Annotated in this window: 9 protein-coding genes and 1 tRNA gene; 3 read left to right on the top strand and 7 right to left on the bottom strand. The window is 37.2% G+C overall.

The features are described from left to right. Nucleotides 1–4: 4 nt before the first annotated feature. Together BT999_RS02270 and BT999_RS02275 are read right to left on the bottom strand one after the other, a co-directional pair. Nucleotides 5–985, bottom strand: a complete 981-nt coding sequence (locus tag BT999_RS02270; RefSeq protein ID WP_072696042.1) for a respiratory chain complex I subunit 1 family protein — start codon at nt 983–985, stop codon at nt 5–7. 43 nt (nt 986–1,028) lie between these two features. Next, nucleotides 1,029–4,853, bottom strand: a complete 3,825-nt coding sequence (locus BT999_RS02275) for a proton-conducting transporter transmembrane domain-containing protein (protein ID WP_342741857.1) — start codon at nt 4,851–4,853, stop codon at nt 1,029–1,031. 420 nt (nt 4,854–5,273) lie between these two features. Between BT999_RS02275 and BT999_RS02280 the strand changes: the two genes are divergently transcribed. Further along, nucleotides 5,274–5,930, top strand: a complete 657-nt coding sequence (locus tag BT999_RS02280; RefSeq protein WP_072696046.1) for an alpha/beta fold hydrolase — start codon at nt 5,274–5,276, stop codon at nt 5,928–5,930. A 32-nt stretch (nt 5,931–5,962) separates the two neighbouring features. Here BT999_RS02280 and BT999_RS02285 read toward each other — a convergent pair whose 3' ends face one another. The 5 genes from BT999_RS02285 to BT999_RS02305 all read right to left on the bottom strand — a co-directional run bounded on the left by BT999_RS02285 (nt 5,963) and on the right by BT999_RS02305 (nt 11,039). Next, the gene (locus tag BT999_RS02285; RefSeq protein ID WP_178139298.1) at nt 5,963–6,622 is read right to left on the bottom strand and encodes an SMI1/KNR4 family protein; all 660 of its coding nucleotides are present in this window, start codon (nt 6,620–6,622) and stop codon (nt 5,963–5,965) included. A 133-nt stretch (nt 6,623–6,755) separates the two neighbouring features. Then, nucleotides 6,756–7,004 (bottom strand): hypothetical protein, encoded by a 249-nt coding sequence (locus tag BT999_RS02290; protein WP_072696050.1) that lies wholly within the window; start codon nt 7,002–7,004, stop codon nt 6,756–6,758. A 56-nt stretch (nt 7,005–7,060) separates the two neighbouring features. Further along, nucleotides 7,061–8,545, bottom strand: coding sequence for a cytochrome c3 family protein (locus BT999_RS02295; protein WP_072696052.1), 1,485 nt, complete (start codon nt 8,543–8,545; stop codon nt 7,061–7,063). A gap of 10 nt (nt 8,546–8,555) precedes the next feature. Continuing rightward, entirely contained in the window at nt 8,556–9,884 is a 1,329-nt protein-coding gene (locus BT999_RS02300; RefSeq protein ID WP_072696054.1) for a cytochrome ubiquinol oxidase subunit I, read from the bottom strand. Nucleotides 9,885–9,947: 63 nt separating this feature from the next. Further along, a complete protein-coding gene (locus tag BT999_RS02305) occupies nt 9,948–11,039 on the bottom strand; it encodes a hypothetical protein (RefSeq protein ID WP_072696056.1) in 1,092 nt (363 codons plus the stop codon). Nucleotides 11,040–11,390: 351 nt separating this feature from the next. Here BT999_RS02305 and BT999_RS02310 point away from each other — a divergent pair, with 351 nt between their 5' ends. Both BT999_RS02310 and BT999_RS02315 read left to right on the top strand, forming a co-directional pair. Next, nucleotides 11,391–12,335 carry a sulfite exporter TauE/SafE family protein gene (locus BT999_RS02310; protein WP_072696057.1) on the top strand — a complete coding sequence of 315 codons (945 nt, stop codon included), beginning with the start codon at nt 11,391–11,393 and terminating at the stop codon, nt 12,333–12,335. A 245-nt stretch (nt 12,336–12,580) separates the two neighbouring features. Continuing rightward, nucleotides 12,581–12,656, top strand: a tRNA-Phe gene (locus BT999_RS02315). Nucleotides 12,657–12,945 lie beyond the last annotated feature (289 nt).

Raw genomic sequence — 12,945 nt, forward strand, 5'->3', positions numbered from 1 at the left:
TCTCTTATATTCCGCACCAAACGAGAAAAAGACTGAGCAGTGCGAGTAGGGTTGGAACTTTTAAATAAAAAGAAAGGGCTTGTTCAATTCTAAAACGACCGGTAGCCGACTTGACCAAAGTAATAACTATTAGCATAAGTGCAAGGGTTTTAAGGCAAAACCATAATATATTTATTACAATACTGTCTGAAATAGTGCCGGGAAAAAACATAACAATGCCAAAACCTAAGACTACAAACATTTTTAAGGCACTTGTAAGACTGAAAAAACCTAAAGCAGGACCGGAATATTCCAAAAGAGGTCCTTCGAGAATTTCGGTTTCTGCTTCGGGAATATCAAAAGGAGCTACTCCCATAGTACCGGGTAAAAAAGCCAAATATGCTAAGAATGCGGGGAAAAGGCTTAAAGATAAACCAAAAGAACCGTTGTCTTTTTGATATTCAATTACTCTTGCCAGAGAAAACTCTGCCGTTCCGTCTCCGCCTACTTTCATGGCAACAGCCAAGATAATGATTAATAAAGGAACTTCATAAGCCAACATAATGCTCATTTCTCGTGAAAAACCAATTGCACCGAAAGGTGAGCTTGATGCTGAACCTGCAATCATTAAGGCGATTGCGGGAAGTGGCAACAGATAAAAGAATACTAACATATCACCCATATATTCCATTCCGTTATACGCGCCGGGAATAGGTAATAACGCCGCACAAACCGCCATTCCCGTTAGTCCGATAATCGGAGCTATAAAAAAGACAGTCGGGTTGGCAGTAGCCGGAATAATTGTTTCTTTGGTGCAAAGCTTGGCAAAATCATAAAAAGGTTGACTTAAAGGCGGTCCAACTCGACGTTGTAAACGAGCCTCTATTTTTCGGTCAATTCCTTTGAAGTATAAACCGACAAACAGGGCAAATATTCCACCGGGAAAAATTATCAGATGAAATAATCCTGTTATTATTTGTAGTAATAAAGACGGAAACTCATTCATATATACTCCGAAACTATGTTGTTATAAAAAAACTATAACTTGTTTATTGTTTAAAATATTTAGCTATTTGTTGTTTAATTGTTGTGATTATTGAAATAGGACCGCTATAAAGACTTTGTGCATTTTCTTGAAGATTAAGTTCTTCGGGAGGAATACCACAGGTGTGAATGTCTGTGATGCGTTGCTTTGTGCTTAAACTTAAGAGTAAATAGCGTGCACCAAAAAATACAACAAAGAATAAAACAGCTGTTATTGTGGCATTCCATGCACCACTCCCTGAGCTTATACCCCAGAGTGCAATATCAAGCGTTTGAAGGTTGAAACCTTCTAAAACCATATTGATCGGTGCTAAGAATATTCCGGGAAATATACTGGTTATTATACAGCCAACAGCTAAGATATTCATGGATAAAATCATACCTTTTGGCGGGTCTGTAACTATAATGTCTTTTTCTGCTTTGACACTTTGTCCTAAAAATGCGGTATGCATAAACTTGGCAAAATATGCCAAAGTTATAACGCTTCCAACTAAAGACAAAATAGCCAAGAGTACATAGCCTTGTTCCATCAAAGCGTGATAGATAATCCACTTAGACGTAAAACCGTTACTTGGAGGTATTCCGATAACGCAAAACGCACCAATCGCAAAAAGAGCAAAGGTTTTTGGCATTTGCCTGCCAAGCCCGCCAATTTCGTTTAAGCTGTGTTTTCCCGTTTGCAAGATTAAGGCTCCTGCGACCAAGAAGAGTAAGTTTTTAAACAAGACGTGGTTTAAAAGGTGTAAAAGACCGCCGGCTACGCCCAGAGGGGTGCAAAGAGCCAAGGCAAGAACCATATAACCAAGCTGGCTAACCGTTGAATAAATCAACATTCTTTTTATATCTGTTTGAACAACAGCATAAGCCGCCGCCATCACAATAGTAATTCCGCCTATCCAAAGAACGGCTTCCATTAAAACTTCACGGCTGATCATGCTTGTAAAAAACACAACACCGCCCATAGCAAGGAAGAGTTTTATAAGCCCAAATAAAGCACTTTTTAATAAAACTGACGAGATATAGCCGGAAACAGGCGTAGGAGCAGTAGCGGGGTGCATCTGAATGTCAATTCTAAAAGGTAGTTGGGCGGCTTTCATGATAAAACCTATAGCCAATAAAGTAACGATGCCCGTGATGGTTGCGTTTGACAATCCACTTTTTGCCAAAGCTGTAGGAAGCTGAGAAAACTCTACTGTTCCAACAGTAACAGAGAGAAAAGCTATTGCTAAAAAGATAAAGCTTGCTCCGAGTACGTTAAAGAAGAAATATTTAAACCCTTCACGTAGGGCCGCTTCATTTTCTTCATGCACTATAACGAAGTATAAACTCCAAGAACTCATTATTTCCCAGAAAAAGAAGAAGTTAAAGAGGTCTGAACTAAGGGCAACGCCGACTAAACCGGCACACATGAATAAAAAGAAACCGTAAAAACGCCATTGACTGTGGCTGTGAAGCATATAGTCAGTGGCATAGTGCATATTAATAGCACCAACTAAAGGAATAATAAGAGCAAAAATAAAAGATAAAGTATCAAGAGAACGTCCAAACAACAGAACACAGGCGGAGGTTGCCAATAAAATCAAAGTTGTATATTTCCCCGATAATATAGGGAGTGGACGCTTAATACAGATAGCTACGCCGCCTAAAAGCAAGATTAAAGAAGGTATTGACCAACTTGTTTTAAGTAGAGGCGGAAGAGAGGCTAAACTTAGTTCCGCTCCGTTCAAGGTTGTTTGTACGATTGGTAAGATGAGGCTTAGTCCTAAGTTAGGGAACAAGCCAAGTAAAATACATAAACCTGCCAAAATGCCTAAAGGAATGCGTATTGCGAGAGAAACTTCCGTAATATCTTGTCTGTTGCAAGGTTCAAAGACCAAAACCCTGATAATTCGCATATAGTATACACAGCCGGCAAGGCTTGCCATAAGCATTAATGCGGCTAAAAACATACTTTTTTCAGAAAGAGCCATAATCATCAGATATTTACTCATAAATCCGGCAAAAGGCGGTAAGCCCATAATACTGAGCAAACCGATTACCATACAGGTTACGGTAAACGGCATTACTCGACCAAGCCCTTTAAAATCACTTAGTTTTTGTCCGCCGGCTCTTAAAATCAAAGCTCCTGAACCTAAAAACAGTAAATCTTTCATGATTGCATGATTTAAAACATGAAACAAGGCACCGGTTGTGGCAAGAAGAGAACAGACACTCAAGGTTAAAGTAATTTCCCCGATTTGTCCCATTGTTGAGTAAGCAAACAGACGCTTTATATCCTCTTGTTTTAATGCCATAAATTCGCCGTATGCCATCGTGGTTGCACCGACTAGGGTTAAAAGAGAGAAAATAAATGTGCTGATGTTTGAGCTTTCTCCCTGCCATGTGTTGGCAGCTCCCATAACCAAGAAGATAAGCAATACTATTCCAAAAATTCCTGCTTTGGTTAAAACACCGGAAAGCGGGGCTGAAATAGAAGAAGGGGCGGCCGGGTGTGCAACCGGCAACCAAGCATGACCCGGCATTAAACCGGCTTTAACACCAAAAGCAATTAAAGCACTGAAAGCAGAAATTGAGAGTGCAAAACCAGAAATTGTGCCAATACTTGCGTTTATTTCCGCCCAGTTAAACGAACCTGTTGTTTGAGAAAGATAAAGTAAAACAGGTAGTAAAAACGTAGCGGCAGCAGTACACATAATGAAATATAGTTTTGCGGCTTTATCGGCGGCTTCTGTTCCTTGATAAGCGATCAAAACGTAAGAAGAAAGGGTCATTAGCTCCCAAAACACAAAAAAACTTAAACTGTGCGAGGTTGTTGCCAGACCAAATAATGAGCCAAATAAGATAAAAAAGAAAAACGTATATTTTGATTCTTTAATAGCAGAACCAAATCCTTTTTTACTCTCAGCAAAATAACCATAAGAATATGACCAAACTAAAAGTCCTATTCCGCTTATAATACAGGCAAATAACCTTGAAAGCGGATGACCGTATTGAACTGTCAAGGCACAGACGAGTGTTAAGGCAAGAATGCCTCCACCTGCGGCATAAGCATATAATCTATTGAATTTGCGTAAGAAAAATAAGGCAAAAGCACTAACAAACAAAAGCAAAGTTCCAAAATTCCACTCAACGGAAATATGAGGCAAGCTTTCAAGAGAATATCCACTAAAACTTACAGCCATATTGACAAGGCTGTGTCCGAATATACCCATTAAAATCAGGGCAATACTTAATATTCCCGTTAATAGATTGTTTCCGGATCCAAAACTTTGTTTTTCTTCCGCAAAAGTTCCAAGCCCAAGCCAAATAGGTTGAACAAGACGCACGGTAGCTATTGCTGAGATAATGTTTGAAATTACTAGAATCAAGCTCAACATGGGTTGATTGGTTTCAAAAACCGCATACATAATTAAAGGTTTTGCATCAGGGGTTAAGAACGGGCTGATGCCGATTGCCGCAAACATAGAGAAAGCGAATAAAAGAGCTGAAAGAGGGCGGGAGTTTGATATACCAGAAAGTTCGTTGATGTTTTTTGTTCTTGCATAGGCACAAACTTGGTTGAGGCTTAAATAAGCGAGCAGGCGAGCAACGCCGATATATAAGACGCATAAAAATGCACCGGAAAATCCGCCTAAGCCTCCTAGCCCCAAGCCAAAGAAAAAAGTTGAAACATCAATACAACTTGTCCATTTAAACTGATACTTGGCATTGTTAATGTTTTGAAATAATTTAAAAACACTAAATCCTAAGATAAAAAGACCCAAAACGATAAAAAAAGTAGAGTTGAGAGAGTTGTTGATATGAACCATAACACTTCCTGTATTAACTATAGTATACCTCTAAAAACAGCCGTCCTGACAGTTTTTAGAGAAGACTCGCCACAATAAATTTGGCTTCGTCTTACATTTTCAATGCCTTGCATGATTTGAAAATAGCGGCACGTCCTGTGCCACACGGAAATTTCTAAAAACTAGATATTTCCTATAGTAACTGTTTTAAAAGTTTTTATTTTATTCACTATATTTTTACTTGTTTGCAAATAAAAACTGTTTAATTCTAGCCCCTTATAAATCGCAAGCATCAATACTTGAATATTAAATAATATGCAACCATATTGAATAGATTTTTAGTTTTGCGTGAAGTTCATGTGTATTATTTCACAACCTAAAAGTCAAGATGAAAAAAATTATTTTTATTATTGTTTTATTTGTGATATAAGAAAAAAATTCAAATAATAAGGTGGTGTTAGAGTGAAGGTTCAAGCAAAGGGTGTAGAGTTGTTTTATAAAAAATCAGGACAAGGTAAAGCGTTGATCCTTTTACATGGCAATGGTGAGGATCATCATATTTTTGATAAAATTTCAGAAAAATTAGAAAATAATTTTACCGTTTATGCGATAGATAGTAGGAATCACGGTGAAAGTACAAAGACAACTAACTATGATTATGAGGTCATGGCAGAAGACCTTGGTGCTTTTATTCACGCTTTAAAAATCGCCCCTGTCAATATCGTTGGTTTTAGCGATGGTGGAATAATAAGTTTGTTGCTTGCCATGAAAGATTCAGGCTTAGTTGAAAAGATGGCTCTTTTAGGCGTAAATTTAAAGCCATCTGATTTTACTGATGAGAGTTATCAGTTTTTAAAAGAAACTTATGAACAGACGCAAGACCCGCTTTTTAAACTTATGTTGGAACAACCGAATATCGAGTTGACAGACCTTAAAAAGATTAAAGTTCCAAGTCTGATTATTGCGGCTGAAAATGACTTATATCGTCCCGAATTATTTAGAGAACTTAATCATGCCTTAAAAGGTTCAAAGCTTATGATTATGCAAGGTCATAGCCATGACAGCTATATTGTAAACCAAGATCTTTTGTATGAGGATTTACTGGCGTTTTTTCAATAATTTTTTGTATATTTTGGGTGCTAATACGTTCATTAATAATCCACAGTATCACACAAAACAAATCCATCAATAAATTCTACAAAACTGTTAGCTATAAAGCCCAAGTAAGCTTTGGCAACCGTGTCATCGTCCTGTTCCATTATGTTAACGCTTTTTATGCACCAGTAATAAATCTTGCCCTTATTTTCCTCACCAAAACCAATCAGAATATAGTTTCCTCCCGGACCACGCCCAATGGGTAATGTTTCCTTAGGAAGATGCTCCTTCCATGTTTCCAAGTTATACTGCAAGGTTTCCGTGGGGAATTCGGCATGTTCATCATAACTAAAAAAGTTATTAAACAAGCGGTACTCTTCGTCAGGGAAAACACCATTGTTGGTAGGCCAAAAGACCTTAAAGCAGTATGAATCATCACATTCCGTCATGTGTTTATTTACGTTCCTACCATTAGCGTGCAAAAGGTAGTCTCTATACTGCTCTGGCAGGGGAGCCTGAATCATTTTTTCTATTTTTACAATATCAAAAGGGGTTAAGGTGGGTGTATCTTCGAGTCTAAACTCTATTCCACCATCAAGTAAATCTTTGAACTGCGACATAAAAACAACCTCGCTTTGCTTTAAGTGTAACCCATTAAGAATTTTTGGGTTAGCATTTATATCTTCTGTAGTAAGCGTTTTTCTGTTTATACTCATGGCATTAGCTTCTAAGCAAAATATACACATAAAAATAGCACAGAGAAGAGCAGAGTTTAATTTTATCCACATATACAGTCCTTATTTTGATCAAGTCGAAAATTTACTTTTGATTGCCCTAAAATATTATCTTTTAATCCTCGATTAGTGGGTGATGTGCGGACATTTCCATTTCACTGTTATGACACACGGCACAATTGTTTTTTGCTCCTAAAGGTTTTGCAAGATTTTGGTATTGCAAAGGAATTGAGTTGGCTCTTGTGTTTTGTTCGATAGAGTGATATGCCGGCGTTCCGTTAACAGCCACGACTTTATTAACCGTCATCATCGGATAAATAGCGTGTGGAGAACCATGACAGGCGGAACAACGCACTATACCCATTTCATCACTTTGATCAAGTCGAAGATTTACTTTTGATTGCCCTAAAGTATTATCTTTTAATCCTCAATTAGCGGGTGATGTGCTGACATTTCCATTTCGCTGTTATGACATACGGCACAATTGTTTTTTGCTCCTAAAGGTTTTGCAAGATTTTGGTATTGCAAAGGAATTGAGTTGGCTCTTGTGTTTTGTTCGATAGAGTGATATGCCGGCGTTCCGTTAACAGCCACGACTTTATTAACCGTCATCATCGGATAAATAGCGTGTGGAGAACCATGACAGGCGGAACAACGCACTATACCCATTTCATCACTACTGTTTGAAAAGAGTTCTTCTTCGTCTTTTGTCCATTTATTAAAAGATGATGCCGTATTACTGTTTGGTCTTTCGGAATGATCATGGCAAGACGCACAAGAAGGTAAGTTAACCCAAGCTTTTCTAGGAAGAATTTTTTCAATATTGTCTACGCTTCGTGGTGCAATTTGGTTAGCTATTTTTTGAGCAACTGTTTTACCTTGATCAGCTTCTTGTTTCAATAAACTTAAAGCGTGGTCTTCCATGTAACCGTGGCAATTAATACAATTAATATTTTGAACGGCATGAGTATCAAAAGCAAAGTTTGATCTGCTATCTTTTGCTCCAGGGTGACAAGCATAACAGGCATCTTCCTTTTTGTTTGTCATGTATACGGCGTGCCAACCGTGAATAGCGGCTGAAAGGTTTAAGCCTGTTTTATGTGTTTCATTATGACAACTTTTACAGTCTATTTTGTTGCCTGCCCTTGCTTGAGCAACCAAAGTTGTTTTGTTGATACGATCATGTACTGTGAGAATATCGTTTGATGTAGACTTATCTATACCTGCTTGACCGGCGACTCGCCAATCTCCGGTGTGGCAATTTTTACAGCCGATTTCAGTGGTTAAAGGCAGGGCAACAACAGTTTGAGCCAAGAGTTTTCCGTCTTGATCTTTGGCTTCTATTTTTACCATTGGATAAGCTTCAAAGTTTTTTTCATTATTTGTATTAATGTAAGGTAGGGCAATTATTTCTTCGGTAGCAAACACACTTTGATTAAACTTACTGTCTTTTTGTAATTTAAAAATTCCTTTTATTTCAAGAGGCTTACCTTGAGCGTTTACTAAGGTTCCGCCATTAAGCTCAGTATCAAAACTATAAGAAATAGTTACATTTTCTGTTACAACGCCAAGTTCCGGACCTCGTTTAAATAGCTGTGCTTCTAAAACTGAACCGGGAGGCAGTAAACTCCACTCAGGACTTGGATCAAGAATTTGAGCCATTCCTTGTTTACTCCAAACGCTTAAAACATATTCGTCGGTTTCGGAGTTAAAAGGAGCTAAACCTTTTATGGGTTGGGTTGAATTTGTTTGTTTTACGAGAATAAAATCAAGAGGTTGTTCTTTGGTTTCGGTAACTTGTGGTATATTTGAAGTCGGAGACCAAAAGCTTAAACCCAAAAAGGCGATGGTTAAAGCAACTGCTATCAGCCATAGTATATATATATTATTTGAAGCTTTTTTCATGTTTGCAACCTTATTGTTGTTTGTTTGGGAATAAGTGATGTAAATAAAATGCAAGGGTGTGGCGTTCTTGGTCTGTTCCTAAAAAAGGCGGCATGTAAGTAAGAAGTTTACCTTGTCCAATTAATTGGGCTTCTATTCCCATAACTCCTCTTCCTGCGACCCTTGGAGCTATATTTATCATTGGTCCGCCGAAACCGTGGCAATTAGCACATTGTTGGGTGAATAAAAAGTGTCCGGCTTTAATTTTTCCTTCATTGGTATCAAGGTTCGGAGCGTTTGCCCATGCACTTAAAGCCCCTTGTTCGTTCATGCGTTTTGCTTCCGAAACCGGAATATCATTAGAATAAATTAAGCCATAAATAACATAAGGGCGGCGAGTTGTTTCTCGTAGCCATTCAAAAGATCCCATTTGTACTAATGATATTAACATAATAAGAATAACAAGGGGTAGTCGTACAAGTTTTGGGGCTTTTGCTAAAAATAAAAATATAGCTAGACCAACTAAAAGCAATAAAGGAGTAACAAAGATAAAAATATTTAAAAACGGTCTTACGTCTGTTGTGCGTCTTAATAAAGAAGCTGGTAAGGTAAAGCCGCCTTCAAAACCGGGTAGGGTGGTCGCATACCAAAAGGCAGAAGCAAACATAACAAAAAATGGAACACAAACCCATAAAGCACACCAACGCAACATTGATTCTCTGGTTTTTTCATCTTTAATGTAAAGAGCAGTTATTAAACCAAAAACTCCGGCGAGTAATAGAGAGTTTGCCGTACGATAAAATAAAGCGGGGAAAAAGCTAGGGTTAAAAATACCTATCCAAAAATCATTAATATTTTGCCAGTCTCCGGGGGTAAGCATAAAGCTGACGATTCCGTTAATTGCAAATAGAGACAAAAAGGCAAAAAGTGCGTAAATCCAGCCAGTAAACATATGTTTTTGAGGGCTGAGTTTACCGTCGATACAGGCTTGAAAAGTTGCGGAATAAACGAGCAGGGCGATGATTTCTCCTAAGAAAAACGCCCATTCGCTTGCCCAAGCATAAGCAAAATTTCGCACCAGAAAAGAAACCGCCGTTGGAGACACTAAGGCAGTAACGAACCAAATCCCTACGCCGGAAAGTCCGCCAAAAACCATGGTTAATAAGATGAAAAATTTTGTATGTCCTTTGACCCATTTTAATATTTCTTTTGACTGTTCTTTGTGTCCTTTAGCCTCGGTCATTACTAGAAAAAAACCGCCACCAACAGCCAGTTGCGCGATGAAAATATGTAACACAGCTATAATGGCGATTAATAAGCCACCGTTAATTAAAGGCATATTCCAGACAGGATAATTCATATTATTTGTTCCTCAATAGATTTAAAGCTTGCATTAATATATTTTATTTAGCGGAAATATCTTTTAAGCTTGTTGGTTAGTTTTATAGGCTATTTTTAAAACAAAGTAGACGATAATGGCGGTAAATAAAAGACTTACTAAAAATGTTAACAAAATACTGAATTGTGGGCTGACCACTTCAGGGCGTATACTTTCGAATGATAATATAGTCATGCGTTTTAAAAATGCCCTTATACTGACCATTAAGCCTATTGTTAGAATAGTACAAAAGACAGTTTTAATAGCTTGTTTTTTTTGAGCAAAATAGAGGGAGGCAAAGGTTAGTATCAATATTAAAGTAAAAAGAATATGCATTAAAGGAGAAGCAAGGAGCAAGGTTTGTTGAGTTTCGGTTAAGGATAAAAAATACCAAGTTCCAATAATAAATTGCAATAAAGTAGCGTGTTTAAACCAGTTTAATCCATTGTTGATCAAAGCTTCTTGGTTTGCAATCCCTTGGCGTTTTCTTAATTCTGAATAAGTGGCAAGTGCTAGTCCGCCGATTGCCAGGCTTGAGATAATTGTATGTAAGGTTCTTGGTATAAGATGCTTGATTTCTGTTAAAAAAAGAGTGCTTTTCCCAATAGCCAACCAGTTAAGCCAAGAGTTTGGATCTTGAGAAATTACTGCATTTGAACTTTGTATTAGTAAGGTCAAAAACAAAAAAGAAATAGAAATAATGAGGATAACTTGGCGACGTAATAGTGATTCTTGAGAGTTAAAAAGATAAAGCCCGTAATAGGCAATCATAACCAAAAGCATAATTCCGAGCCACCAAAAACCTTGAATAATAGCAGCGGGATAAGTGAATTGCCCGTAAACAAGTTGAACAAACAAAAGGGGTGGAACACCAAAGTTTACAGCTAAAGCCAAAGTTTTGGGGAGGTATTCCATACCTTCCAATATTGTTTTTTGTGTTGCAAGCTGGGGGGCTTGTTGTTTCTGTAACTTATTAAAGCTAAAACTGTTTAAGAAAACAATACATAAACACCCAACTAATATATTGATTAAGATTAAATGTACTGTAAATGTTAAAATTCCAACTGCTTCCCATAGGCTTTCAATGCCCGGAAAAGGAGCGGCATAAGGTAACAATTTGACTGTGAGGGTATCCATGGTGAATCCTTAAACCTAAAGTTTTGATGTTAATTTTATCGATGAAATATTTTATAAATTATTAATAGTAACTATTCTTTATTTTATAAAAAATATAGCTTATGGTCAATATTTACTTTGTGTGTATGTGATAAAAAATTTTACTCTATGCGAAATTATTGGATATTTTGAATATTGTGATTTTTTTCTCATGAAATACATGCTTTAATATTGACAGCATTATAAAAAAAGAATTATCCTCAAACTAAGGCTATATTCGTACTTTTGCTAATGTTTGCCTGCCTGAATTCATTTTAAAGATATTTTCTATAGTTTCATAATAAAGTAAAACCAATAAGCGAGGATAGTTTAATGTTTTTTCCTACTGCCGGTATTGAGGTTAACCCTTTTATTCCTTTTGTTGTTGCTTTCGTCGTGTCTTTTTTTATGTCAATGGGAGGCATTTCCGGGGCTTTTTTACTTTTACCTTTTCAAATGTCTTTTTTGGGATATATTAATCCTTCTGTGAGTGCTACAAACCATTTATACAATGTTGTGGCTATTCCTAGTGGTGTTATACGTTTTATTCAAGAAAAACGCATGGTTTGGCCTTTAACTTGGATCGTGGTGATCGGAACTTTGCCCGGAGTATTGCTCGGGGCGATTATTCGTATAAAATGGTTGCCTGATGCGGCTAGCTTTAAACCTTTTGCGGGTTTTGTACTCTTATATATAGGGGGACGTTTGGTGCTTGATTTGTTACGCCCTCAAAAAGCAGGTCAGGTCAAAGCCGAAGAAGCCTTTCGCAATTTGGTTAAAAACTTTAAGGAAACAGCTCAAAATCAAGATGTTTCTTCTTTACAAGTTGTTACAGTAATTAGTAAAGGGCTTTCAAAAATAGAATATGAATTTTATGGCGAGCGTTTTAGTTTTTCTACAAAGGGTGTTTTCTTCCTTTGTTTTGTTGTTGGCATGGTTGGTGGAACTTATGGAATTGGTGGTGGGGCGATTATGGCTCCATTTCTTGTTTCTTTTTTCGGTTTGCCAATTTACACGATTGCCGGTGCTACTTTGATGGGTACTTTTATAACCTCTTTTGCCGGAGTTGGTTTTTACATGCTGATTGCCCCTTATTATCCCAATTTATCAGTTTCGCCAGACTTTGCTTTGGGAATTTTACTTGGAGTTGGCGGGATGTGTGGTATGTATTGCGGTGCGAGAATGCAAAAACATGTTCCGGCTAAACTTTTAAAATGGGCTTTAGCGATTGTGATTACGTTTACTGCGTTATCTTATCTTTCTGTTTTATTTCATTAAATCTGATGTTTAATCGTTAATTTTTTAAGATTGGTGATAAAAAAATAGAATTTTTTGTTTTAAATAAACTGCTTTGTTTTTAACGCCTTAGAAAACAAAAAAAATATTTTTTTAGCATAAAGTAAATTAAAACATATAGTTATGACATGCTGTGTGATATATGACTGTTTTTTTATAAATTATTATTATTTTTTTTAAAAAAAGACTTGCTTTTTTTTTCGAACCTGTTTATTAAATCTTCTCACGCCGAGATAGCTCAGTAGGTAGAGCAGAGGACTGAAAATCCTCGTGTCGGAGGTTCAATTCCCTCTCTCGGCACCATTTTAAAGATTAGCGAAGTCCCATAAAGCCCAAAAAGCCTTATGGGACTTCGCTTTTGTGGTGGTTAGTAGTTCTGGGACGTTCACTAAAAGCCATAGACATACCAACAACTTTGGGGGTAGTTTTAGGGGTATATTCCATATTAGCCTATAAGGCTAATATGGCGGCGCTACACCAAAGACAGGGGCAGGCTCAAATTCAGAGCATTTTTCCGACCAAAATTTGATTGTATTTTCTATTCTTAACAACACAAAACTCTAACGCGTAAGCGGTAATTCTCAAAATTTCT

Origin of the sequence: Desulfovibrio litoralis DSM 11393, assembly GCF_900143255.1 — a bacterium.
GTDB lineage: Bacteria > Desulfobacterota > Desulfovibrionia > Desulfovibrionales > Desulfovibrionaceae > Frigididesulfovibrio_A > Frigididesulfovibrio_A litoralis.

What these genes read in the sequence shown, in the direction of transcription:
- BT999_RS02300 (WP_072696054.1), bottom strand. Translation starts at nt 9,884, where the DNA reads ATGAATTATCCTGTCTGGAATATGCCTTTAATTAACGGTGGCTTATTA.
- BT999_RS02310 (WP_072696057.1), top strand. Translation starts at nt 11,391, where the DNA reads ATGTTTTTTCCTACTGCCGGTATTGAGGTTAACCCTTTTATTCCTTTT.
- BT999_RS02270 (WP_072696042.1), bottom strand. Translation starts at nt 985, where the DNA reads ATGAATGAGTTTCCGTCTTTATTACTACAAATAATAACAGGATTATTT.
- BT999_RS02285 (WP_178139298.1), bottom strand. Translation starts at nt 6,622, where the DNA reads ATGAGTATAAACAGAAAAACGCTTACTACAGAAGATATAAATGCTAAC.
- BT999_RS02305 (WP_072696056.1), bottom strand. Translation starts at nt 11,039, where the DNA reads ATGGATACCCTCACAGTCAAATTGTTACCTTATGCCGCTCCTTTTCCG.
- BT999_RS02295 (WP_072696052.1), bottom strand. Translation starts at nt 8,545, where the DNA reads ATGAAAAAAGCTTCAAATAATATATATATACTATGGCTGATAGCAGTT.
- BT999_RS02290 (WP_072696050.1), bottom strand. Translation starts at nt 7,004, where the DNA reads ATGGGTATAGTGCGTTGTTCCGCCTGTCATGGTTCTCCACACGCTATT.